Source organism: Pseudomonas sp. S11P7 (assembly GCF_023195435.1).
Lineage (GTDB): Bacteria > Pseudomonadota > Gammaproteobacteria > Pseudomonadales > Pseudomonadaceae > Aquipseudomonas > Aquipseudomonas fluorescens_G.
Genome location: NZ_JALPKS020000002.1, coordinates 3,824,447 through 3,847,851, shown reverse-complemented (window position 1 = coordinate 3,847,851; position 23,405 = coordinate 3,824,447). Strand labels below are relative to the sequence as shown.

Here is a 23,405-nt window from a genome sequence, read left to right as displayed (position 1 = left end):
TTCCCACGCTCTGCGTGGGAATGCCTCAACGGACGCTCCGCGTTCGGCTCTGGAGGGACGCGGAGCGTCCCGGGCTGCATTCCCACGCAGGAGCGTGGGAACGATCATCGGTGGCGCTATTGCGGCAACTCCAGATTATCCAGCGCCCGACTCACCGCCAGCTCGCCGAGCATGATCAGTTGCGCGATCCCCAACAGCGTCCTGCGCTGCGACGCAGGTATGAGGTGGGCGAAGTCATGGGCGATGGTTCGGGCTGAGGCGAGGGTTTCGCAGGCATCGGCCAGCAGTTCCTCGTTTTTGAAGTCGGCGGTGACGGCGTACATCCGGCGGGTCTTACGCGGAGATGGCGTGGAGCCGGGTGTGCAGAGGTAGTGATCGAGGGCGCGGTCGGCGGCGGCGTGGAGTTTGTTGGAATCGAGGGATTCGTAGGGGGAGGTGGGGTCGATTTCGGGTGGGTTGGGTGTTGGTTTGATCATGGTAAGACTCCGTGGTTGATTTGGCCGCCACGGCTCATCGCTAAACAAGTAAAGGTGGCGGCTGTACGCAGGTTAGCGATCCGGGTCACAGAAACCCCGGGTAGACCCGAAGGTCTCCCACGCACAGCCACCATGACGCCAAGTGCAGATAGACAAAGCTGCAATTGAGACAGGGGATTTGAGCGTCTGTAGGGTATCGGATCGCTAAACCCGATCACTGATTCGTCAGCGACCGATCCACGATAAGGCCCAACCCCAAGGCGCACAAGCCGGCGGATTCTGGCGTAGCTGTAGGCAAAGGCGCAAGGATTTGTAGCCTTGGAGGCGTGTCTGGAGTTGTCTTTTAAACACCTCAGTTTAAATGGCGATTTGCGCTGACTTCACTGGCCCTTCCCGAGCAACCTCGCTCTCACATTTGGAGTGCGTTTCCGTGTGGAAGCGAGCTTGCTCGCGAAAGGGTCGACCCGGTCAGCAGAAACTTTCGATCAAGCCCCGCTGTTTAAATCAATGGTTAAATAAATCTGTCCCACAATTACTCGCTTGTCCTGTCCCCTTTTTTCCTAAATAGAATGATTGTTGAATTAGCTATACGTTAAAGATGAATTCATCCACGGCAATGCCCTCCCCACGATTTCCCACTATGTTAAATTCCAGCTTTGATATTTTTTCTTCGAATTTCATAAGTGTTACACGTAAAGGTGGGAGGGTGATTGGAAAAGGGATTTCTGCAATCAAATCGTTTCTTTCGTTGTATCCTTTAGCCGAGCTGCCGGCGAATTGAACTTCTGCGACGAGAAAGCTTATTTGAGAGTAAGAGTATTTAAGCTCTAGGCAGGATTTTAGAATTGAAGCACCATTATTTACAAGGAATAGGGATTTTTCCCCTCTGCCATAACCGGCTTTTGTGATCGCTATTGTCCCACTTCCCGATAAATGAACAATTTTCATGGATGTGCCTTCTATAAATTGTCCCGGGCTAGAAATTAGTGCAGCAGGCCAGTTCTCGAAATTTTCCATTGTGATCAACGGAATTTGTAATAGATTTAACTTTAATGCTGTAAATTTGATGGGTGGTGAGTTAGTGATGCTGTTCGGTAATAACTCAAGGACTACTTCGAATACAGTGTTGTGTTTCAGAGTTAGCAATTGCTCTCTAGTCAGTGATTCTTTTATTCCTGAGATTTTTTCCGTTTCCGTTATTTTGTGACTGGTCAATATTTGGATCGTGCAGTCACTATTGTTATTGTCTTTTCCAAGAAGTTTCAGGTTCACAATGTTGTCCGTGCTGATGCCTATCCATGGCAGCACAGTAACGTCAGCGTTTCCTTCAAATGTATTCAAATCCAGGACTTTATCATCAGCTGCCTGTGGAACTCTCGGCGAGGGCAACCGCGTATCGCCATCCGTTATCTTCAGCAAAATCACCTTGATTGCATCTGATTTCCCGGCCTGCCCCCATTGCGATTCAAATTCCAGCGCAACTCCATCACCTTGCCATGCCGAGCCGCCAGAAACGCAGAGCTCAACACCACGTTCACCTGTTGATTGACGAAATCCTCCAAAGGAAACTGCGGCTCGCCCGCCGGCGCATTGACTTCCACCAGTCGCGCACGGTCGCCTGGCAAAGCCTCGGGAAACTCGATGCGCACGGTCACGCCGTTCGGGTAGGCCAGTACATCGATCGGCTCTACGACGTCCACTAGTGCTGGTAGTAATAGTTTGATCGGGGCCGCGTCAGTTACCGTAGCGTTGGCCGCGCTGGAAGTCCCCACCAGATCGCCGTTGGGTTTGCGCAGTTCGTAAGTCACCGTGACGACACTGCTAGCGAAAATCCGGTCGTTGGGTACTTCAAGCACGCAGGGGATTTTTTGCCCGAACTCCTGTTCGACCTTGCCTCTGACGACCACCACCACGTCGGCCGGTTGCCCGGTGTTTTTGGCGGTGTAAGTCGCAATCACATCGTGGCCCACTACAAAACGGTCGTCGGACGTCAACACGACCACTGACAACGCTTTGCCTGCCAGTTTTTCCAGGTCGATGATGCCCGGTTCGTCGTTTGAGTCGCTCGGCACTTCTCGCAAGATCGGCATTGGCAACAGCTCGCCATCCAGATCCTCATCTACCGTTTGCACCGGCGACCACGGGGCATCGGTGTCCGGGCCGTTGCCGAGCTGGTCGGTGACCGTGAAGGAAAAATGCAATTTTTTATCCAGCCGTTGCGCTTTTTCCAGGTAGGCGCGGGTGATGGTGAAGCAGATGGTGATCGGCTCTTCTGAGCCGGGATTCGGCGGTTGTGGTGCCTGATTGGGGTTCACCCTGGGCTTGGGGTCGAGGTATTCGCCGTTGCATTTGAGGGTGATGAGGTCGTAAGCCCGGCAGTACGGATAAGCCACGCAGATTTCGGCGCTGACGAACTCGGGGCCGACACCGTTCTTGATGGTTTCCGGCAGCAACAGTTTGAGCTCGGAGTGTCCGCCGGGCTCGGTCAGGCGATCTTTCAGGCCGGGGCGGATGCGGTTGTAGAGCATTTCGAGCGGTGGTTCGGAGGTGCCGATGTTGTCGCTGCCGCGTCTTATCGTGTAGTACAGCTTGTTGACCCGGTCTGGATGCAGGCGACCTTTGGGAATGCGGAGTGTGGTGCGAGCGTTTGGGTCCTCAATGGTTTCGCTGTCCAGCACCGCGGACTCACCCACGAGCCAGAGTTCCATGAAATCGCCGGGGTCCATGGTGCCCGAAAGCGGCGGGTCGACGAGCACAACAGCGCCTTCACCATCGTTTACCAGATCAGAAGCCACCAGGGACACACCGATGTCCGCGCCTATTACGGGCTTCGTCTGGCCGTTTACGAGGGGCGGGCTCAGTACGAGAACGGTGTTGCCGGGTGGGGTTGAGGTGGCCATGAGTAACGCTCCTGCGCGGCGGAAATGGTCAGGTGTCATCAGAGCGCTTAATGGGGGATTGCGCACCTGTCAGATCTGACAGGTGTCGATGGCTTTCGGATGAATGGTCGGGTTGAAGAGTGGAAAATGAGCCCGCCATCGCGGTTGATTGGACGGCGGGTTTATGTGACGTAAAGATGTGTTGCCTGGTCGTCAGCTTTCGCGAGCAAGCTCGCTCCCACGGGTTTGGCTTGTAAATGCAGGTTCTTTGATCGATCCCATGCGCAGTAGAGTAATGCCTCAACGGATGCGCCGCGTTCGGCTCTGGAGGGGACGCGGAGCGTCCTGGCTGCATTCCCACGCAGGAGCGTGGGAACGATCATCGGTGGCGCTACTGCGGTAACTCCAGATTATCCAGCGCCCGACTCACCGCCAGTTCGCCGAGCATGATCAGTTGCGCAATTCCCAGCAGCGTTCTGCGTTGTGAGGCCGGGATGAGGTTGGCGAAGTCATTGGCGATGGTTCTGGCCGATGCGAGGGTTTCGCAGGCGTTGGCCAGCAGTTCTTCGTTTTTGAAGTCGGCGGTGACGGCGTACATCGTACGTTTTTTACGCGGCGGTGGCGGGGAGCCGGGTGGGCAGAGGTAGTGATCGAGGGCGCGGTCGGCGGCGTCGTGGAGTTTGTTGGAGTCTAGGGATTCGTAGGGGAGGTGGGGTCGGTTTCGGGTGGATTGGGGGTTGGTTTGATCATGGTGGAGCTCCTGAGGTTATGGAGCCACTCTTTTCCCTGTCGCTAAACAGGTGAAGGTGGCAGCTGTACGCAGGTTAGCGAACCGGTCTCAGGCACCCCGGTAGACCCGAAGGTCTCCCGCATACAGCCGCCATAACGTTATTGCGGGCGAAGATCTCCGCAACGTTGCTACGAACGCTGATGCACTGAGAGAGTCCGGGTCGCTAAACCCGATCGCTGATTCGTCAGCGACCGGACCACAATAGAACCCGGCCCCAAAGCGCACAAGCCGGCGGATTCTGGCTTGGCTGTAGGCAATGGCGCAAGGATTTGTAGCCTTGAGACCGTGTCTGCAGGTGTCTTTTAAACAGCTTCGTTTAAATCAAAAAGTTGTGCCGAATCTGATGGCCTCTTCGCGAGCAGGCTCGCTCCCACAGTTTGGAATGCGTTTCAATCTGACATTTGGAATGCGGTCCCCTGTAGGAGTGAGCCTGCTCGCGATGGTTTTTCAGTCGATGAATTCGAACCAGACACACCGCTATCGCGAGCAGGCGAAGGCCTACACTGGCCGTGTTTTTCACTCATCGGCAAAGTTGGAAGGCTTCTTGCAATACCCGCCGTGCGCCCACTCGGGGCGTCAAAAGTTTGCTTTAAAGGAACGGGGAAAACCGGTGGATCGCTCTCAGTTATTCAACACTGCTCGCACAAACGTTGCCGACCTCAGTCGAGGCAATCTGGGCGTGCCGTTGCTGTTGCTGGTGATGCTGGCGATGATGATGTTGCCGGTGCCGCCGTTCCTGCTCGACGTGTTTTTTACCTTCAACATTGCCCTGTCGATCGTGGTCCTGCTGGTCTGCGTGTATGCGTTGCGGCCGCTGGATTTTGCGGTGTTCCCGACCATTCTGCTGGTCGCGACGCTGTTGCGACTGGCGTTGAACGTGGCCTCGACGCGGGTGGTGATGCTCCACGGTCAGGACGGCCACGCCGCCGCCGGTAAGGTGATTCAGGCCTTCGGTGAGGTGGTGATCGGCGGTAACTACGTGGTCGGTATCGTGGTGTTCGCGATCTTGATGATCATCAACTTCGTCGTGGTGACCAAGGGCGCCGGGCGGATTTCCGAGGTGAGCGCGCGTTTTACCCTCGATGCGATGCCCGGCAAACAAATGGCGATCGACGCCGACCTCAACGCCGGTCTGATCGATCAGGCCCAGGCCAAGGCGCGCCGCCAGGAAGTCGCGCAAGAGGCCGAGTTCTACGGTTCGATGGACGGTGCCAGCAAGTTCGTGCGCGGTGACGCCATCGCCGGCCTGCTGATTCTGTTCATCAACCTCATCGGCGGCATGGCCGTCGGTATCTTCCAGCACAACATGGGTTTTGCTGACGCCGGCAAGGTGTACGCCTTGTTGACCATCGGTGACGGTTTGGTGGCGCAATTGCCATCACTGTTGTTATCGACAGCGGCGGCGATCATGGTGACCCGTGCTTCCGGTTCGGAAGACATGGGCAAACAGATCAACCGGCAGATGTTTGCCTCGCCGAAAGCGCTGGCCGTGGCCGCAGGTTTGATGGCGGTGATGGGCCTGGTGCCGGGCATGCCGCATTTTTCCTTCCTGAGCATGGCCGCGCTGGCCGCTGGCGGCGCCTACCTGTTCTGGAAAAAGCAGAACGTCGCCAAGGTCGTGGCGCTGGAAGAGGTCAAGCGTCAGCAGGAACTGCTGCCGTCGCCGGCCCGCGCCATGGAAACCAAGGAGCTGGGCTGGGATGACGTCACGCCCATCGACATGATCGGTCTGGAAGTCGGCTATCGCCTGATTCCGCTGGTCGACCGCAATCAGGGTGGGCAGCTGCTGGCGCGGATCAAGGGCGTGCGCAAAAAGCTCTCGCAGGATCTGGGCTTCCTGATGCCGACCGTGCACATCCGCGACAACCTCGATCTGGCGCCGAGCGCCTATCGCCTGACCCTGATGGGCGTGATTCTGGCGGAAGCCGAGATCTACCCGGATCGCGAACTGGCGATCAACCCGGGCCAGGTCTACGGTACGCTCAACGGTATCAACGCCAAAGATCCGGCTTTTGGTCTGGAGGCGGTGTGGATCGAAATCAGTCAGCGCGCCCAAGCGCAATCGCTTGGCTACACCGTAGTCGACGCCAGCACCGTGGTTGCGACGCACTTGAACCAGATTCTGTACAAGCACTCCAGCGAGCTGATCGGCCACGAGGAAGTCCAGCAACTCATGCAATTGCTGGCCAAGAGCTCGCCGAAACTGGCGGAAGAGCTGGTGCCGGGCGTGGTGTCGTTGTCGCAATTGCTCAAAGTGCTGCAAGCGTTGCTCGCCGAACACGTGCCGGTGCGCGATATCCGCAGCATCGCCGAGGCCATCGCCAACAACGCCGCCAAGAGTCAAGATACCGCCGCGTTGGTGGCTGCCGTGCGGGTCGGCGTATCCCGTGCAATCGTCCAAAGCATTGTAGGCACTGAGTCCGAGCTGCCTGTGATCACATTGGAACCAAGGTTGGAACAGATATTGCTCAATAGTCTGCAGAAGGCAGGACAAGGCTCGGAAGAGGGCGTTCTGCTGGAGCCAAGCATGGCCGAGAAGCTGCAACGTTCGCTCATCGAAGCGGCGCAGCGTCAGGAAATGCAAGGTCAGCCGGTGATCCTGTTGGTCGCCGGCCCGATCCGCGCGATGCTCTCGCGCTTTGGCCGCCTCGCCGTCCCCGGACTGCATGTGCTGGCCTACCAGGAAATACCGGACAACAAGCAAGTGACCATCGTTGCGACAGTAGGGCCCAACGGCTGAGGTAGTGGTTTATGCAAGTTAAGCGTTTTTTCGCCGCCGATATGCGTCAGGCCATGAAGCTGGTTCGCGATGAGCTGGGCGCTGATGCCGCCATCATCGGTAACCGCCGCATTGCCGGCGGCGTCGAGTTGACGGCAGCACTGGATTACAAATTGTCGGCGCTGGCGCCACGGGTTCCGAACATGGAACTCGAGGACGAGCTGCGCAAGACCCAGTCGCGCATCGTCACCGCTCAGGCCGAGTTGAGCCTGCGTGGCGAAGCCGACGGCAACACCAATCAGCAATTGTTCGCCGGGCTGCCGTTGACGGCCGGCCTGCCGCTGACCGCTGCCGAGCCGTTGACCGAGCCGACCTACGCTGCTCCGGCGCGTCCGGCCGCAGCGCCTGCGCAAGCCTCGGCGGGCGTTGATCCGCGTGCGCTGGACTCGATGCGTTTCGAATTGAACAGTCTGCGCGAGCTGATGGAAGTCCAGCTCGGCACGCTGGCCTGGAATCAGTTGCAGGGCAGCCGCCCGGCGCAAGCCAATCTGTATCGCCGTTTGCAGCGCATTGGCCTGTCCGGCCCGCTGTCGCGCGACTTGCTGGCGATGATCACTGACATCGAAGAACCGCGTCAGGCCTGGCGCATGTTGCTCGCGCATCTGGCGCGGATGATTGCCGTGCCGGAAGTCGAGCCGCTGGAAGAGGGCGGTGTCATCGCCATGGTCGGCCCTGCCGGCATGGGCAAGACCACCACGCTGGCGAAACTGGCGGCGCGTTATGTGCTCAAGTACGGCGCGCAGAATGTGGCGCTGGTGAGCATGGACAGCTTCCGCATCGGTGCGCAGGAACAACTCAAGACCCTGGGCCGCATTCTCAATGTGCCGGTGACCCACGTCGATCCGGGCCAGTCGCTGGTGCAGGCGCTCGATCCGCTGCTGCGCAAGCGCGTGGTGCTGATCGATACCGCCGGCCTGCAGGCCAGCGATCCGGCGCTGCGCATGCAGCTGGAAAGCCTGGCCGGGCGTGGCATTCGCTCAAAAAATTATCTGGTCCTGGCAACCACCAGCCAGAAACAGGTTCTAACCGCCGCTTATCATAGTTACAAGCGTTGCGGGCTGGCCGGCTGCATTCTGACTAAACTGGATGAAACAGCCAGTCTTGGTGAAGTGTTGAGCCTGGCGATCAGTCATGAATTGCCGGTCGCGTACCTGACCGATGGCCCACGGATTCCGGATGATCTGCATCTGCCGCGCCGTCATCAACTGGTCAGCCGCGCCGTCAGCGTGCAAATGCAGGAAGAACCCAGCGAAGAAGCCATGGCTGACATGTTCGCTGATATCTATCACAGCCCGACCAAGCAGGTTGGCTGAGGTAATCATGAACAGTTTTTGTACCTACATCGATGGTCTGCCACGCATTGTTCCGATCCGGAACGCGCAGCCAGTAATGTGGCCTCCGTCTATGCAAGACAAGGTAAAGAAATAACATGGGCAGCATGCATCCCGTACAGGTGATCGCGGTGACCGGCGGCAAAGGTGGCGTCGGCAAGACTAACGTGTCAGTGAACTTGTCGCTGGCGCTGGCAGAGCTTGGCCGTCGGGTCATGCTGCTGGACGCCGACCTCGGTCTGGCGAACGTCGACGTTCTGCTGGGGCTGACCCCCAAACGCACGCTGGCTGACGTCATCGAAGGCCGCTGCGAATTGCGCGACGTGCTGTTGCAGGGCCCGGGCGGGATTCGCATCGTGCCGGCGGCGTCCGGCACGCAGAGCATGGTCCACCTGAGCCCGGCGCAGCACGCCGGCCTGATTCAGGCGTTCAGCGACATCGGCGACAATCTCGACGTGCTGGTGATCGACACCGCTGCGGGCATTGGTGACTCGGTGGTCAGTTTCGTCCGCGCCGCGCAGGAAGTGTTGCTGGTGGTGTGTGACGAGCCGACCTCGATCACCGACGCCTACGCACTGATCAAACTGCTCAACCGCGATTACGGCATGAACCGCTTTCGCGTCCTTGCCAACATGGCGCAGAGCCCGCAGGAAGGCCGTAACCTGTTCGCCAAGTTGACCAAGGTCACGGACCGTTTCCTTGACGTCGCCCTACAATACGTCGGCGCCGTCCCGTATGACGAAAGCGTGCGCAAGGCCGTGCAGAAACAACGCGCCGTCTACGAAGCCTTTCCACGCTCCAAATGCGCTCTGGCCTTCAAGGCCATCGCGCAGAAGGTCGACACCTGGCCGTTGCCGGCCAACCCGCGCGGCCATCTGGAGTTTTTCGTCGAGCGTCTCGTGCAGCAAACCGCAGGGCCTGTGATATGACCGCCAGTGGCATGAATCTTTACAAGAAGTCGGCGCGTGACGCGCAGTACGAATTGATCGAGCGTTACGCGCCACTGGTCAAGCGCATTGCCTATCACTTGCTGGCACGGTTGCCGGCCAGTGTGCAGGTCGAAGACCTGATCCAGGCCGGGATGATCGGCCTGCTCGAAGTGTCGACCAAATACGACGCCAGCAAGGGCGCCAGTTTCGAAACGTACGCGGGCATTCGAATCCGCGGCGCGATGCTCGATGAAGTGCGCAAAGGGGACTGGGCACCACGCTCGGTTCACCGCAATACCCGGATGGTCAGCGACGCGATTCGCTCGATTGAAGCTAAAACCGGCCGTGACGCTAAAGATCACGAGGTTGCGGCCGAACTCCAATTGAGTCTCGACGATTATTACGGGATTCTGAATGACACTTTGGGCAGCCGCCTGTTCAGTTTCGACGACCTCTTGCAGGACGGCGAACACGAAGGGCTGCACGAGGATGGCGCCAGTGCTCATATGGAGCCGTCACGCGATCTGGAAGATGAACGCTTCCAGACGGCGCTGGCGGACGCGATTGCCAATTTGCCGGAGCGTGAGCGACTGGTGTTGGCGCTGTACTACGACGAAGAGCTGAACCTCAAGGAAATCGGTGAAGTCCTTGGCGTCAGTGAATCGCGGGTCAGCCAGTTACACAGCCAGTGCGCGGCCCGTTTGCGGGGGCGTTTGGGGGAGTGGCGAGCGCGCTGAAGGCAGTGTGGGGACACTGCGAAACGAGGCTGGTGCGGTGGTAAGCGGCGCCGGTCTCGATCCGTTGTGCTCCAGACAAACTTTAAGTGCTGCGCCAATTGATTGAAGTGGCGCGTCCAGGTGCTGGGCGCGTTTAAGACTGCTTGGAGGTCGAATTGAACAAAGACATGAAAATCCTCATCGTTGATGACTTCTCAACGATGCGGCGGATCATCAAGAACCTGCTGCGCGATCTTGGGTTCACCAACACCGTCGAGGCCGACGATGGCGTAACCGCCATTCCGGTCCTCAACAGCGGCAGCATCGACTTTCTGGTAACGGACTGGAACATGCCGGGCATGACCGGTATCGACCTGCTGCGCCACGTGCGCGCCGATGAAAAACTCAAGCACCTGCCGGTGCTGATGGTGACCGCTGAAGCCAAGCGCGAGCAGATCATCGAAGCCGCTCAGGCCGGTGTGAACGGCTACGTGGTCAAACCTTTCACGGCTCAGGCGTTGAAAGACAAAATCGAGAAGATTTTCGAACGCATCGGCTGATGAACGCGCGGGGGAGCTATGGAGCATAACGAATCTTCACAGGGCGATTTTGAATCGACCCTGAAAAAACACGCGGTCGAACTGGTCGAAAGCCTCGAAAAAGGCAGGTTCGGCGACGCGGTGCAACTGATCCATGAGCTCAATCAGACCCGTGACCGTGGCCTGTATCAGGAAGTGGGCAAGCTCACGCGTGAACTGCACAGTGCGATCGTCAATTTCCAGATCGATCCGCACATGCCGCAGGCCGAGGAAGTGTCGCAAATCACCGACGCCACCGAACGCCTGGGCTATGTGGTCAAGCTGACGGAAGCCGCGGCCAACCGCACCATGGATCTGGTGGAAAGCGCCACGCCGGTGGTCAACAGTCTGGCCGATGAAGCCCAGACGTTGAGCGCCGATTGGGGTCGCTTCATGCGTCGCGAGGTCGGGGCTGAAGAGTTCCGAGAGCTGGCGCGCCGGGTCGACGGTTTTCTGTCACGCAGCAGCACGGACAACCGTGCGGTGTCGAGCAATCTCAACGACATCCTGCTGGCCCAGGATTACCAGGACCTCACCGGTCAGGTGATCAAGCGCGTGACCCAACTGGTCACCGAAGTCGAAAGCAATCTGCTCAAACTCGTACTCATGGCCAGTCAGGTCGACCGCTTTGCGGGCATCGAACATGACCGTGCTGCGATGCTTGCGGAAAAAGATCCACAAAAACATCTCTCGCAGGGTGAAGGTCCGCAGATTCATGCCGATAAACGAGAAGACGTTGTGTCCGGTCAGGACGATGTGGACGATTTGTTATCCAGCCTTGGATTCTAGAATTTCTGAATTCGGGTTTTTTGGGTTTTTAGACCTGTAGGAGCACCCCATTAATGAGCTTCGGCGCCGATGAAGAGATCCTTCAGGATTTCCTGGTTGAGGCCGGCGAGATTCTTGAGCAACTGTCCGAACAACTGGTCGAGCTGGAAAGCCGCCCGGATGACGCAGATCTGCTCAATGCAATTTTTCGCGGTTTCCACACTGTAAAAGGGGGCGCCGGCTTCCTTCAGCTCAATGAGCTGGTGGAGTGCTGTCACATCGCCGAAAACGTGTTCGACATCCTGCGCAAGGGTGAGCGTCGCGTTGATGCAGAACTGATGGACGTCGTGCTCGAAGCACTGGACGCGGTGAACAGCATGTTCAGCGAAGTCCGCGAGCGTGCGCCAATCACCGCCGCGACGCCAGAGCTGCTGGCCGCGCTGGCGCGTCTGGCCGAGCCGCAAAGCGCTGACGAAGCCCCGGCTTCGCCAGTGGCCGAGATGATCGAGGAACTGGTCGTCGAAGGCGACGCGTCCGGCGACATCACCGATAACGAATTCGAGCAGTTGCTGGACTCGCTGAACGCCGTCAAGGCCGAAGCCGAAGCCCCGGCCGCTGCAGCCCCTGCGCCAGCCGCCGATGTGCCGGCCAGCGATGAAATCACCGACGCCGAGTTCGAGTCGTTGCTCGATCAGTTGCACGGCAAAGGCCAGTTCGCCGTTGACGCAGTCGCACCGACCGCCGCGGCGCCCGCCGCACCGGCCAAGGGCGACAGCTCCGACATCACCGACGATGAATTCGAAGCGCTGCTCGATCAGTTGCACGGCAAGGGCAACTTTGCTGTCGATGCGCTGGAATCGGCAATCGCCTCGGCACCTGCAGCCGCCGCCCCGGCGGCCGCCGCAGCCGGCAGCGACCTGATCAGCGATCACGAATTCGAATCGCTGCTCGACGAATTGCACGGCAAAGGCAAGTTTGACGCCGGCGCTGCCACTGCTGGCTCCGCATCAAGCGTGGCCACGCCGGCCGCCAAGGCTCCGGCTGCTGCCGCGGCTGCGCCAAAAGCTGCGCCGAAACCAGAACCAAAAGCCGAAACGCCAAAACCGGCCGCCGCTGCAGCCCGGCCCCGGCCCGTGCGCCTGCCGCGCCACCGCCTGAAAAACCGGCGAGCGAAGCCGAGACCACCGTGCGCGTCGACACCGCGCGGCTCGACGAGATCATGAACATGGTCGGCGAACTGGTGCTGGTGCGTAACCGTCTGGTGCGCCTGGGCCTCAACAGCGGCGACGAAGCCATGTCCAAGGCCGTGTCGAACCTCGACGTGGTCACTGCTGACCTGCAGACCGCTGTGATGAAAACGCGGATGCAGCCGATCAAGAAGGTCTTCGGGCGCTTCCCGCGTCTGGTTCGCGACCTTGCTCGTCAGCTCAAGAAAGAGATCAACCTGGAACTGGTGGGTGAAGAAACCGACCTCGACAAAAACCTTGTCGAGGCCCTGGCCGACCCGCTGGTCCACTTGGTGCGCAACGCCGTCGACCACGGCATCGAGTCGCCGGAAGAGCGCGAAGCCTCGGGCAAGGCCCGTGGCGGTCGCGTGGTGCTGGCGGCCGAGCAGGAAGGCGACCATATCCTGCTGTCGATCTCCGATGACGGCAAAGGCATGGACCCGAACGTGCTGCGTGCGATCGCGGTAAAACGCGGGGTGATGGACAAGGACGCGGCCGATCGCCTGAGCGATACCGAGTGCTACAACCTGATTTTCGCCCCGGGTTTCTCGACCAAGACCGAGATCTCCGACGTGTCCGGCCGCGGTGTCGGCATGGACGTGGTGAAGACCAAGATTTCCCAGCTCAACGGTTCGATCAACATCTACTCGACCAAGGGCCAGGGCTCGAAGATCGTCATCAAGGTGCCGCTGACCCTGGCGATCATGCCGACGCTGATGGTCATGCTTGGCAACCAGGCGTTTGCGTTCCCGCTGGTCAACGTCAACGAGATCTTCCACCTCGACCTGTCGACCACCAACGTCGTCGACGGTCAGGAAGTGGTGATCGTGCGCGACAAGGCGCTGCCTTTGTTCTACCTCAAGCGCTGGCTGGTCAGCTCCGCCGCTCACGAAGAGCAGCGTGAAGGCCATGTGGTGATCCTTTCGGTGGGCACTCAGCGGATCGGCTTCGTCGTCGATCAACTGGTCGGCCAGGAAGAAGTGGTCATCAAGCCATTGGGCAAGATGCTGCAGGGCACTCCGGGCATGTCCGGCGCCACCATCACCGGTGACGGCCGCATTGCACTGATTCTCGATGTTCCAAGCATGCTCAAGCGTTACGCCACAAAGCGTATTTGAATCCGGGGCGGCGGGGCGCTGACGTCCCGCTGCACCTAATGGAGTGTTTATGGCAGTCAAAGTCCTGGTGGTGGACGATTCGGGGTTTTTCCGCCGCCGCGTCTCGGAAATTCTTTCTGCGGATCCGAGCATTCAGGTGGTCGGCACTGCAACCAACGGTAAAGAGGCGATCGATCAGGCGCTGGCGCTCAAGCCGGACGTGATCACCATGGACTACGAGATGCCGATGATGGACGGCATCACGGCGGTGCGGCATATCATGCAGCGCTGCCCGACCCCGGTGTTGATGTTCTCCTCGCTGACTCACGAAGGCGCGCGGGTAACCCTCGATGCGCTGGACGCCGGCGCGGTGGATTTCCTGCCGAAGAATTTCGAAGACATCTCGCGCAATCCCGAGAAGGTCAAGCAACTGCTCTGCGAGAAGGTTCACAGCATTTCGCGCAGCAACCGTCGCTTCAGTGCCTACAGCGCCCCGGCGCCTGCCGCTGCGCCAGCACCGACGCCTGCTCCGGCAGCATCGAGCTACAGCAGCCACAGCAGCCCTGTTCCGGCGCGTCCGGCGCCTGCGCCCGCACCTGCGCGCGCCTCGGCGGCCAGCGCTGCGTCTGCAGCACCGAAACGCAAAGCCTACAAACTGCTTGCCATCGGTACGTCGACGGGCGGCCCGGTCGCGCTGCAACGTGTATTGACGCAATTGCCGGTGAACTTCCCGGCGCCGATCGTGCTGATTCAGCACATGCCGGCGGCGTTCACCAAGGCGTTCGCCGAACGCCTCGACAAGCTCTGCCGCATCAGCGTCAAGGAAGCCGAGGACGGCGACATTCTGCGTCCGGGCCTGGCGTTGCTGGCGCCGGGTGGCAAGCAAATGATGATCGACGGCCGTGGCGCGGTGAAAATCCTCCCGGGCGACGAGCGTCTGAACTACAAGCCTTGTGTCGACATCACCTTTGGCTCGGCGGCGAAATCCTACGGCGACAAAGTGTTGGCGGTGGTCTTGACCGGTATGGGCGCCGACGGCCGCGAAGGTGCGCGTCTGCTCAAGCAGGGCGGCAGCGCGGTGTGGGCGCAGGACGAAGCCAGTTGTGTGATCTACGGCATGCCGATGGCCATCGTCAAAGCCGATCTGGCCGACGCGGTGTACAGCCTCGATGACATGGGTAAACACATCGTCGAGGCGTGTCTCTGATGGATGTTCTCAGCCTAATCGGCCTGATCATGGCGTTCGTCGCCATCATCGGCGGCAACTACCTTGAAGGCGGCCACCTCGGCGCGCTCGCCAACGGTCCGGCGGCACTGATCGTGCTCGGCGGCACCGTCGGCGCGGCGCTGCTGCAATCGCCCATGAGCGCGTTCAAACGTGCGATGCAGATTCTGGCGTGGATCTTTTTCCCGCCTCGGGTGGACCTGGCCGGCGGCATCGACCGCGTGGTCAACTGGAGCCTCACCGCGCGCAAGGAAGGCTTGCTCGGGCTCGAAGGCGTAGCCGATGCCGAACCCGACAGCTACTCGCGCAAGGGCCTGCAATTACTGGTCGATGGTGCCGAGCCGGAAGCCATTCGCAGCATTCTCGAAGTGGATTTCTACACCCAGGAATCGCGCGATATCGAAGCGGCCAAGGTCTTTGAAAGCATGGGCGGCTACGCGCCGACCATCGGCATCATCGGTGCGGTGATGGGCCTGATTCACGTCATGGGCAACCTGGCCGATCCGTCGCAACTGGGCAACGGCATTGCCGTGGCATTCGTCGCGACGATCTATGGCGTGGCCAGTGCCAACCTGATCCTGTTGCCGGTGGCCGCCAAGCTGAAGTCAATCGCGTTGCGGCAGTCGCGTTATCGCGAAATGTTGCTGGAAGGAATCCTGTCGATCGCCGAAGGTGAAAACCCGCGCTCTATCGAGTTGAAGCTTCAGGGCTTCATGGATTGATGGGGGTAATGGACTATGGCTCGTCGCAGGCACCAGGAAGAACACGTTAACCACGAGCGCTGGCTCGTGTCGTACGCCGACTTCATCACACTGCTGTTCGCGTTCTTCGTGGTGATGTACTCGATCTCGTCGATCAACGAAGGCAAGTACAAGGAAATTTCCGAAGCGCTGGTCGGCGTCTTCAAAGACTCCGACCGCGCGCTCAAACCGATTCAGATCGGCGACGAGCGGCCGAAAACCGTGACCCCGGCCAAGCCGCTGGTCAAGGATGCCGAGCAGGTCGACGCCGGTATCGCCGGCGCCAGCGATCCGCTCAAGAGCATCGCCGATGACATCAGCGCCGCGTTCGGCGATTTGATCAGCTCCAACCAGATGACCGTGCGCGGCAACGAACTGTGGGTCGAGATCGAACTCAATTCCAGCCTGTTGTTTGGCAGCGGTGATGCGATGCCCAGTGACATCGCGTTCAACATCATCGACAAGGTTGCGGCGATCCTGAAACCGTTCGATAACCCGATCCACGTCGAAGGCTTCACCGATGACCAACCGATCCGCACCGCGCAATACCCGACCAACTGGGAGCTGTCCTCGGCGCGTTCGGCGAGCATCGTGCGCATGCTGGCGATGCAGGGCGTAAACCCCGGTCGGCTTGCTTCGGTGGGTTATGGCGAATTCCAGCCAGTGGCCAACAACGCCACCGTCGAAGGCCGTGCGAAGAACCGTCGCGTGGTGCTGGTGGTCTCGCGCAATCTCGATGTGCGCCGCAGCCTGACCGGCACCGGGACCGCGAATGCGCAACCGGATGCCGCACTCAAGCGGGCTGGCACACAAACTGCACCGACCCCGGTCAAGACGCCGGGACGCGAGAGTGCCGTCAATTCTCCGTCGCCCGCATTAACACGCTGAAGCATGTCTCGGCCGAGCCGATTGGCCGGGAGGAACGAACTGAATGAGAGTCTGGGCAGTCGCCAATCAAAAGGGTGGTGTCGGTAAAACCACATCCTCCATCGCTTTAGCCGGGTTGCTGGCCGAGGCGGGCAAGCGCGTGGTTGTGGTCGATCTCGACCCGCACGGCTCGATGACCAGCTATTTCGGCTACGATCCCGACAGTCTGGAACGCAGCAACTACGACCTGTTTCTGCACAAGGGCAGCGTGCCGCAAGGCCTGCCGGGGCAGTTGCTGTTGTCGACCAGCGACGAACGCATTTCCCTGTTGCCGTCGAGCACCGCGCTCGCGACGCTTGAACGGCAGTCGCCGGGGCAAAGTGGCCTGGGCCTGGTGATCGCCAAGAGTCTGGCGCAACTGTGGCAGGACTTCGATTACGCGATCATCGACAGCCCGCCGTTGCTCGGCGTACTGATGGTCAACGCCCTCGCGGCGAGCCAGCAACTGGTGATCCCGGTGCAGACCGAACACCTCGCCGTCAAAGGCCTGGAACGTATGGTCAACACCCTGGCGATGATCAACCGCTCGCGCAAACAGGCGCTGCCGTTCAGCATCGTGCCGACCTTGTTTGACCGTCGTACGCAAGCCTCGATGCACACCTTGCGCGTGCTGCGTGACAAATTCCCCGAGGAGATCTGGCAGGGTTACATCCCGGTCGACACGCGTCTGCGCGACGCCAGCCGCGCCGGTGTCACGCCTTCGCAGTTTGACGGCAAGAGCCGTGGCGTTCTCGCCTATCGCGCACTGCTCAAGCATTTGCTCGCGCAGCAACTTGTTGCGCAGGTGGCGTGAACATGATCTCCATTCGTTTGCCCGAACCCTGTGGGAGCGAGCCTGCTCGCGAAGCAGACGACGCGGTTTCTCTGCCAGGCGCTGATCACCGATGAACCGCCCAGTGAAACTCACTTCACGTCCGCAGCGGGCCTTGCAGTCTTATCTGGAAGACTTGCTGCTCGAGGTGCCCGAAGAGTTGCCGCCGCCGGTCGCGCAACAGACGCTGCCTGAAATCGTAGAAAGCGCTGAGGTGATGGACGAGTTCCAGGCCGCCGTGCTGGAAGAACAGGCGCGCGATGCGCAGAAAGCCGCCCGACCTGCCACCGCGCCGGTTGTCGCGCCAGTGGCCAAGGCGCCGGTGACGTTGCTCGAAGAGCCGCGCGCCGTGGTCTCGACCCTGGCGCCGCTGCTGCAAACCCAATTACTGACAGTGCCTGAGCCGCAAGCTCCCGCGCCGGCCCCGGTTGTCGAAGAACCGGAAGAACCACAGGTTCTGGTTCCGCCGCTGGTCGAAGTGCACCTGCCGCCGAATAACCCGCCACCGCCCGTTGAAACCGACGGGCGTCCGGCGTGGGCAGCCGAAGCCTTCGAATGCCTGCTGTTCGACGTCGCCGGGTTGACGCTGGCCGTGCCACTGGTGTGCCTCGGTTCGATCTATTCACTGGCCGGCCAGGAGCTGACGCCACTGTTCGGTCAGCCGGAATGGTTCCTCGGCATTCTGCCCAGCCAGGCCGGCAATCTGAAAGTGCTCGACACCGCACGCTGGGTCATGCCGGATCGCTACCGCGATGATTTCCGCCAGGGCTTGCAGTACGTGATTTCGGTACAGGGTTACGAGTGGGGACTGGCGGTGCATCAGGTCAGCCGCTCGTTGCGTCTGGACCCGAATGAAATCAAATGGAGAAGTCACCGGGGTCAGCGGCCATGGCTCGCCGGCACCGTGATTGAGCACATGTGTGCATTGCTTGATGTGTCCGCACTGGCCGAGTTGATCGCCAGCGGCGGGGCGAAGCACATGAGCGGCAACAAGCCGCTACATAAACCGACATAGCAGCCGACATAACAATCAGGCGATGGCATTTTTCAATGCCACCACACAGAACACACACCGCCCAGGGCGGTTTTTTCGAGGGGTCAGGGTATGAGTAGTCAGGCGTCGAATGCAAAAGGTTCTGAAGATCCGATCCTGCAATGGGTGACCTTCAAACTGGATAACGAAACCTACGGCATCAACGTGATGCGCGTGCAGGAAGTGCTGCGCTACACCGAGATCGCACCGGTGCCGGGTGCACCGAGCTACGTGCTGGGCATCATCAACCTGCGCGGCAACGTGGTCACCGTGATCGACACCCGTCAGCGCTTCGGCCTGCACAGCGGCGAGATCAGCGACAACACCCGTATCGTCATCATCGAAGCCGACAAGCAAGTCGTCGGCATCATGGTCGACAGCGTGGCCGAAGTGGTTTACTTGCGTCAGTCGGAAATCGAAACCGCACCGAACGTCGGTAACGAAGAGTCGGCCAAGTTCATCCAGGGCGTGTGCAACAAGAACAACGAGTTGCTGATCCTGGTCGAGCTGGACAAGATGATGAGCGAAGAAGAGTGGTCGGAACTGGAGAGCATCTGATTTGATTCTCGAGGTTGCAATCATTGTCCTGTTCCTGTTCTGGGCAGGCACGCTGGCAATGTTCTTGTCGTACATCAAGGCGCAGCGGGTGATCGCTGCGCAGCAGGCCCAGGGCGATGCGCTGCGTGATCAGCGCATCAAGGACCTGGCCAAGCGTGTCGACGACTACCAGAACGGCAACGTGCGCATGGGCGAAGCCCTGCACGAGCTGCGCGCGGTGGTCAGCCCCTTGCCGGATAAAATCGTTGCCCTGGAACAGCGCGACCCGTCGAGCCTGTCGTTCGCCCAGGCGGCGAAACTGGTGGGCATGGGCGCCAGCGTTGACGAACTGACGCAGTCCTGCGGGTTGACCCAGGCTGAGGCGGAGTTGATGCGCAAGCTGCACAAAAACAGCTAGGAGCTTCGAGCTCTTGGCGGCAAGCGAGATCAAAGATCGCAGCCTTCGCCAGCGCCTGCATGAATCTCGTGTAAGGCGCTGGCGAAGGCTGCGATCTTTTGCTTGATGGCATCGCAGGGCGTCGCGAGCCGCAGTGGTCCGGATCAGCTCGCCGGAGCTTTTGCGTAACTGATCAATTGATGCAGGGCTTTCTGCTCACCATTACCGCCATAGGCGGCGTTACCCCACGCCACCACTCGACGATCGGCCCTGAGTGCCACGAACGTATCGCCTCCGCCGTACACGGCAAGTACGTTGGTAAGCAAATCGGCAACTGCGCTGGTATCGCCGCCGTCGGTCTCTCTTCCCCACGCCACTGCCACGCCGTTACTGCGCAAGGCGACGGCCGCGTGCTGGTTGGCATTAATGGCGACAATGTCCCGCAACTGACGAATGTCTGGAGGAATGTTACTGATTTCGCTGGGGGCGGCAGCCCAGGCGTGCACTGCGCCATCCGCGCACAGCACGACAAATCCCATTGCGGAGCCTATGACGTGGACGATGTCGTTGCGACTGGCAAGCTCTTCTGGCATGGGCGGAATGTCGCCCCATGCGACCAATGCGCCGTTGCTTCTGCGGGCTGCAAAGGCTGAGTCGCTACTGGCCAAATCGACGATGTCTCGCAGTTCTTCGATGTCCGGAGGCACGTGACCTCCAGCATAATCACTCCCCCATGCTCGCACCTGGCCATTGTCGCTGAGTACTGCGAAAGCGTGACTTGAACAGGCCAGTCTGGTTATGTCGGTGAGCCGCGCAATATCTTCCGGCAGATGCGGTGACTGTTTTTCATAACCCCAACAGACGACATTGCCGGTCCTGCGCAGCGCGACAAAACCATATTGCCCACCTGAGGCCTGGGTGATATCGGTCAAGTCAGCGATTGGCGTCGGAAGTTCGCCTCCCGTCTCGGGCCTGCCCCACGCGACCATCCTGCCCGACTCAAGCACGGCCACGAAAACATAAGTGCTGCCCGAGACCGCGACAATCGTATCCAGCTGTGCGATGTCTTCGGGGACGGTCCCGTTAGGGTAATGTCCCCACGCGAGGACGTTGCCTTGCGCGCGCCGAATCGCAAAGGCCCCCATTGCCGCTGACAGCTCGACGACGTCGTGAACTTCTTTTATCGGTCCCGGCAAAGTGCCGCCCAAGTCGGCGTGGCCCCATGCATGGACTTTTCCGCTGTCCAGCCGAGCGCACAGAGCAAATGACGTACCGATGATATTCGACGGGTTGAGGGTTATGCGTTTCTGGCCTGACGAAACGATCAGCTCCTCATAAGGCCGAACATCAAAAAACGCGCTACCGGTGACGGACTGCTTGTCTCCGACGTACTGCCACGTAACGTTCAAGGGGTTGAGCGTTGAGGCGTCCAGCGCTACAAGTCGCCAGCTGCGCGTGTAGAAATTGCCCAGACCACCTCGATTGCCGCGTGCGCCCATGACCAGCAGTTCGCCTTCAGCGTGGATGTTCAGCGACGAATCATTTTTTTTGTCTGGCATGGAATCAATTCCTCAAGATGATGGACCTGTGCGCGACCTGGGTCAGGTCTGGTCCGTCATCAAGCGCTGCGGGATCGGGCGTGCGCTACTGTCAGACCTGACAGTAGCGACGAACGGTGTATGGCAGGGCGTAGAAGATAAAGCGACTGAAGTATTCGGATAGCCGTTGGTCGGGACTGTCAGATCTGACAGTGGAAAGCACTATTTACCTAAAAACATACTCAGCATGGAGTTCGATTCCAGCCAGGTATGAATATGAAATACCTTCTTTTCTTGATTTGTTTATTTACGTCCAGCGCCAATGCCATGTCCGGGCAAGCATTGGTGCTGGATCTGAATAATAAATACAGCAGCAATGTCGCCAATTGTTCCAACGGCACGCCAGCCTATTACTGTTCAGGCGTGCTTCTGCGCGCGGTCGACTACAGCACATTTTTCAAGTTCTGGGACTACGGCTCGAAAGCCACTGAGTTGGGGTCGGTGGCGTTTACCTATATTCGTTCGGATATCGGTAGTCGTGCATTGAATGGTGGCAGGAAAAGCGGTTTTATTCTAAAGGATCAAACATCGGCGCTGGCGCAAGACAAGGCGCTTAATGTGCGCTGTATTTATCCTTTTCCCACCGAGTCGCTGGATGTTCGCGTGGATCATGGGTGCGGGTTTGCGCCCAGGGTCGAAGAGGCCAACGCGGATCTGGCCAATTGTGCGAAATTGGCGGTGCCCGCGACCACAGCGGCGGCGTGGCTGGCGAATTTCCGTGAGCATGATTCGCTGCCGAGAAACCAATGTTCGTTGAGTACGCTTGTGGCGGGTCAGTTCAAAGCGAGCCTGGAGGCGCATGAACTGGTCGACGCTGACTGGACAGCCAAGCCCATGGAAGTATTGGTGCAGATCTGGGATGAAAGTAAACCGGAGAAGTTGCCGTTGGAGGCGGTTTTTTACGATGCGTCGACACCCGCCAAGCTGGCAGACGCGCAGAATTTTCAGCGTGATTATTATCAGGCGACATCGCTATATGTCCCCATCGTAAAGCTGGACATGAGCGCTGGTGTCGCTCAGCCGTTCAGCTTCTCGAATGCTGATCAGGTTTTCGGAGAACAGGTAGCACAAAGCTTGAACGCGCGATACGCAGCCACATCTGATGATTGCGCCGGTAGGGCAGCCTATTTTTGCAATGGTGTCTTGATCCGGTCTGCCAGAGGAACGCCGAGTTATCACGTATGGGACCCTAGCGACAGTTCAGTTGCGCGCAATGGGGTTTCTTTTTCTTATTTGCGCAAAGATCTTCGCATGGACAGTCTCTACATTGGCGAGGGCCAGGCTTTCATATTCAAGAATTATGATTCTGCGATAAAAGCCGCTGCTCACGTTCCGCCTGTACGGTGTGCTTTCCCTACAGATGGCGCAACGGCCAATCGAGAGCAGTCATGCGGTCATCATATTGACTATCCTGATGATGCAGAGTCGTGCCTTGCGATCGGTGTCGATACGCTGGATAAATGGAAGACCCATTTCCATCAGGCGCCTAATGATGGCACGCGGTATTACCGGCAATGTTCGTTAAGTGCTGAAAAACAGCAGTTTTCGATATTTCTGAAGGGCCGGAATAATTTTCAGAATATGAACAATCTGGACTGGGCCAACGAAGTCATCATTGCTGCATGGCCGCGAGGTATACCCGAGATGTTGCCTATTGAAGCATTCGTTTATGTTTCCACGGCGCCCGCCGCGGCTAAAGCAGGTGCGCAGTTCATGCAAAGTGATTATTTCAATCAAACCGGAGATTTTCTTCCGGTCATCAAATTAACTTTTGCCGGCGAAGATGCAGTATTCAGTTACCACCCGGAAGATCAGGTAGTGCAGTAGAAACTTATACAGTCTCGCCTGGTTGGCTTTTACCGCTTTGGTTTGAAAGCGCGAAGCGCAATAGTTGACGCTTCACGCTGGATGGTCCGACAATTTTTCAAAGCATGACTCGCAACAATCTAGAAAACATCAGATTGTCGTCAGAGCCTGATCGATGAACACTGTAATTGATAATGACTTGTTTTCCCCAGTTCTCCGAGACCCATCCCGTCGGGATGCTGAAGCTCATTGAGGATTCATTCTGAATGGGGAGGCTTTCGGTATCTCGCACAACCACACCGTGCCATCTGACCCTTACGGTGTAGCCGGGCACCATGTTGAGAAACTTTACCGTCACGTTTTTTCGGTCGCTGGAAAGTCTCGGCCTGGGCAGGTCGAACGTCTGTTGCATTACGCTCAGATCCAATATTTCCGAGTTTTGCAACGGAGCTCCCGGATTTGGTCGAACGCTATAACTGACCGACACGCTGCTGTCGATTGAGTCAACGACCTCTAAAATCGGAATGGCAACATTCAACGGGGACGGTTTAGTGACCTTTAATGTCTCGCTGTGATGGGTATTCCGGCCAGAGGCATAGCGTACTTTCACGGTATGACCAGCGAGCATGCCCATGTAGTAGGGGATTTGCACGTAGATGTAATGTTTGCCGTACACAGCGTTGAAATTCAACTGGTCGGTCGGCGCTTCGATTACTGTGGGCCGACGCAGGTCCCATGACACTTGTTCAATTTCCATGTTTG

At 58.8% G+C, this 23,405-nt stretch carries 19 protein-coding genes and 2 pseudogenes; 15 read left to right on the top strand and 6 right to left on the bottom strand.

All coding sequences use genetic code 11. The features are described from left to right. Positions 1-116: 116 nt before the first annotated feature. The 4 genes and pseudogenes from M0746_RS17675 to M0746_RS17660 all read right to left on the bottom strand — a co-directional run bounded on the left by M0746_RS17675 (position 117) and on the right by M0746_RS17660 (position 4,105). The gene (locus M0746_RS17675; RefSeq protein ID WP_258450074.1) at positions 117-476 is read right to left on the bottom strand and encodes a DUF6124 family protein; all 360 of its coding nucleotides are present in this window, start codon (positions 474-476) and stop codon (positions 117-119) included. A 585-nt stretch (positions 477-1,061) separates the two neighbouring features. Beyond that, positions 1,062-1,901: a hypothetical protein gene (locus M0746_RS17670; RefSeq protein WP_258450073.1), complete on the bottom strand. Its 840-nt coding sequence runs from the start codon at positions 1,899-1,901 to the stop codon at positions 1,062-1,064. Beyond that, complete coding sequence (locus tag M0746_RS17665) at positions 1,898-3,376, bottom strand: hypothetical protein (protein WP_258450072.1); 1,479 nt, start codon at positions 3,374-3,376, stop codon at positions 1,898-1,900. The genes M0746_RS17670 and M0746_RS17665 overlap by 4 nt, the downstream gene beginning before the upstream one ends. A 370-nt stretch (positions 3,377-3,746) precedes the next feature. After that, a pseudogene (locus M0746_RS17660) lies at positions 3,747-4,105 on the bottom strand (DUF6124 family protein). A 650-nt stretch (positions 4,106-4,755) separates the two neighbouring features. On the opposite strand from M0746_RS17660, the gene flhA reads away from it, so the two are divergent. From flhA to M0746_RS17585, 14 genes and pseudogenes are all read left to right on the top strand, one after another. Further along, positions 4,756-6,885 carry a flagellar biosynthesis protein FlhA gene (gene flhA, locus M0746_RS17655; RefSeq protein WP_090282372.1) on the top strand — a complete coding sequence of 710 codons (2,130 nt, stop codon included), beginning with the start codon at positions 4,756-4,758 and terminating at the stop codon, positions 6,883-6,885. 11 nt (positions 6,886-6,896) lie between these two features. Next, positions 6,897-8,237, top strand: coding sequence for a flagellar biosynthesis protein FlhF (flhF, locus tag M0746_RS17650; protein ID WP_208938226.1), 1,341 nt, complete (start codon positions 6,897-6,899; stop codon positions 8,235-8,237). Positions 8,238-8,353: 116 nt separating this feature from the next. Then, positions 8,354-9,184 carry a flagellar synthesis regulator FleN gene (gene fleN / locus M0746_RS17645; protein WP_016771060.1) on the top strand — a complete coding sequence of 277 codons (831 nt, stop codon included), beginning with the start codon at positions 8,354-8,356 and terminating at the stop codon, positions 9,182-9,184. Beyond that, the gene (fliA, locus tag M0746_RS17640) at positions 9,181-9,921 is read left to right on the top strand and encodes an RNA polymerase sigma factor FliA (RefSeq protein WP_090282374.1); all 741 of its coding nucleotides are present in this window, start codon (positions 9,181-9,183) and stop codon (positions 9,919-9,921) included. The genes fleN and fliA overlap by 4 nt, the downstream gene beginning before the upstream one ends. Positions 9,922-10,088: 167 nt before the next feature. Then, a complete protein-coding gene (locus tag M0746_RS17635; protein ID WP_161986607.1) occupies positions 10,089-10,460 on the top strand; it encodes a chemotaxis response regulator CheY in 372 nt (123 codons plus the stop codon). A gap of 18 nt (positions 10,461-10,478) precedes the next feature. Further along, complete coding sequence (locus M0746_RS17630; RefSeq protein ID WP_042607546.1) at positions 10,479-11,267, top strand: protein phosphatase CheZ; 789 nt, start codon at positions 10,479-10,481, stop codon at positions 11,265-11,267. Between the two features lie 53 nt (positions 11,268-11,320). Then, positions 11,321-13,590 (top strand): annotated as a pseudogene (locus M0746_RS29540) (chemotaxis protein CheA). A 49-nt stretch (positions 13,591-13,639) separates the two neighbouring features. Continuing rightward, positions 13,640-14,776, top strand: coding sequence for a protein-glutamate methylesterase/protein-glutamine glutaminase (locus M0746_RS17615; RefSeq protein WP_258450071.1), 1,137 nt, complete (start codon positions 13,640-13,642; stop codon positions 14,774-14,776). Then, positions 14,776-15,516 (top strand): flagellar motor protein, encoded by a 741-nt coding sequence (locus M0746_RS17610; RefSeq protein WP_039763601.1) that lies wholly within the window; start codon positions 14,776-14,778, stop codon positions 15,514-15,516. The genes M0746_RS17615 and M0746_RS17610 overlap by 1 nt, the downstream gene beginning before the upstream one ends. A 15-nt stretch (positions 15,517-15,531) precedes the next feature. Further along, positions 15,532-16,422 carry a flagellar motor protein MotD gene (motD, locus tag M0746_RS17605; protein WP_101158655.1) on the top strand — a complete coding sequence of 297 codons (891 nt, stop codon included), beginning with the start codon at positions 15,532-15,534 and terminating at the stop codon, positions 16,420-16,422. A gap of 43 nt (positions 16,423-16,465) precedes the next feature. Next, on the top strand, positions 16,466-17,254 hold the full coding sequence (locus M0746_RS17600; protein ID WP_258450070.1) for a ParA family protein: 789 nt from the start codon (positions 16,466-16,468) through the stop codon (positions 17,252-17,254). Between the two features lie 91 nt (positions 17,255-17,345). Further along, positions 17,346-18,287: a CheW domain-containing protein gene (locus M0746_RS17595; protein ID WP_258450069.1), complete on the top strand. Its 942-nt coding sequence runs from the start codon at positions 17,346-17,348 to the stop codon at positions 18,285-18,287. 90 nt (positions 18,288-18,377) lie between these two features. Further along, positions 18,378-18,863, top strand: a complete 486-nt coding sequence (locus M0746_RS17590) for a chemotaxis protein CheW (RefSeq protein WP_016771050.1) — start codon at positions 18,378-18,380, stop codon at positions 18,861-18,863. 1 nt (position 18,864) lies between these two features. Beyond that, positions 18,865-19,260: a DUF2802 domain-containing protein gene (locus M0746_RS17585; protein ID WP_208938222.1), complete on the top strand. Its 396-nt coding sequence runs from the start codon at positions 18,865-18,867 to the stop codon at positions 19,258-19,260. A 143-nt stretch (positions 19,261-19,403) separates the two neighbouring features. Here the strand turns inward: M0746_RS17585 and M0746_RS17580 are convergent, their stop codons facing one another. After that, positions 19,404-20,798, bottom strand: a complete 1,395-nt coding sequence (locus tag M0746_RS17580; protein WP_258450068.1) for an RCC1 domain-containing protein — start codon at positions 20,796-20,798, stop codon at positions 19,404-19,406. 255 nt (positions 20,799-21,053) lie between these two features. Here M0746_RS17580 and M0746_RS17575 point away from each other — a divergent pair, with 255 nt between their 5' ends. Then, on the top strand, positions 21,054-22,664 hold the full coding sequence (locus M0746_RS17575) for a hypothetical protein (RefSeq protein ID WP_258450067.1): 1,611 nt from the start codon (positions 21,054-21,056) through the stop codon (positions 22,662-22,664). A 97-nt stretch (positions 22,665-22,761) separates the two neighbouring features. On the opposite strand, the gene M0746_RS17570 is transcribed toward M0746_RS17575, so the two are convergent. Continuing rightward, positions 22,762-23,400 carry a hypothetical protein gene (locus M0746_RS17570; protein ID WP_258450066.1) on the bottom strand — a complete coding sequence of 213 codons (639 nt, stop codon included), beginning with the start codon at positions 23,398-23,400 and terminating at the stop codon, positions 22,762-22,764. Positions 23,401-23,405 lie beyond the last annotated feature (5 nt).

Coding starts and splice junctions, on each gene's coding strand:
- M0746_RS17675 (WP_258450074.1), bottom strand. CDS start 476: ATGATCAAACCAACACCCAACCCACCCGAAATCGACCCCACCTCCCCC.
- M0746_RS17665 (WP_258450072.1), bottom strand. CDS start 3,376: ATGGCCACCTCAACCCCACCCGGCAACACCGTTCTCGTACTGAGCCCG.
- flhF (WP_208938226.1), top strand. CDS start 6,897: ATGCAAGTTAAGCGTTTTTTCGCCGCCGATATGCGTCAGGCCATGAAG.
- fleN (WP_016771060.1), top strand. CDS start 8,354: ATGGGCAGCATGCATCCCGTACAGGTGATCGCGGTGACCGGCGGCAAA.
- fliA (WP_090282374.1), top strand. CDS start 9,181: ATGACCGCCAGTGGCATGAATCTTTACAAGAAGTCGGCGCGTGACGCG.
- M0746_RS17635 (WP_161986607.1), top strand. CDS start 10,089: ATGAAAATCCTCATCGTTGATGACTTCTCAACGATGCGGCGGATCATC.
- M0746_RS17630 (WP_042607546.1), top strand. CDS start 10,479: ATGGAGCATAACGAATCTTCACAGGGCGATTTTGAATCGACCCTGAAA.
- M0746_RS17615 (WP_258450071.1), top strand. CDS start 13,640: ATGGCAGTCAAAGTCCTGGTGGTGGACGATTCGGGGTTTTTCCGCCGC.
- M0746_RS17610 (WP_039763601.1), top strand. CDS start 14,776: ATGGATGTTCTCAGCCTAATCGGCCTGATCATGGCGTTCGTCGCCATC.
- motD (WP_101158655.1), top strand. CDS start 15,532: ATGGCTCGTCGCAGGCACCAGGAAGAACACGTTAACCACGAGCGCTGG.
- M0746_RS17600 (WP_258450070.1), top strand. CDS start 16,466: ATGAGAGTCTGGGCAGTCGCCAATCAAAAGGGTGGTGTCGGTAAAACC.
- M0746_RS17595 (WP_258450069.1), top strand. CDS start 17,346: ATGAACCGCCCAGTGAAACTCACTTCACGTCCGCAGCGGGCCTTGCAG.
- M0746_RS17590 (WP_016771050.1), top strand. CDS start 18,378: ATGAGTAGTCAGGCGTCGAATGCAAAAGGTTCTGAAGATCCGATCCTG.
- M0746_RS17580 (WP_258450068.1), bottom strand. CDS start 20,798: ATGCCAGACAAAAAAAATGATTCGTCGCTGAACATCCACGCTGAAGGC.
- M0746_RS17575 (WP_258450067.1), top strand. CDS start 21,054: ATGAAATACCTTCTTTTCTTGATTTGTTTATTTACGTCCAGCGCCAAT.
- M0746_RS17570 (WP_258450066.1), bottom strand. CDS start 23,400: ATGGAAATTGAACAAGTGTCATGGGACCTGCGTCGGCCCACAGTAATC.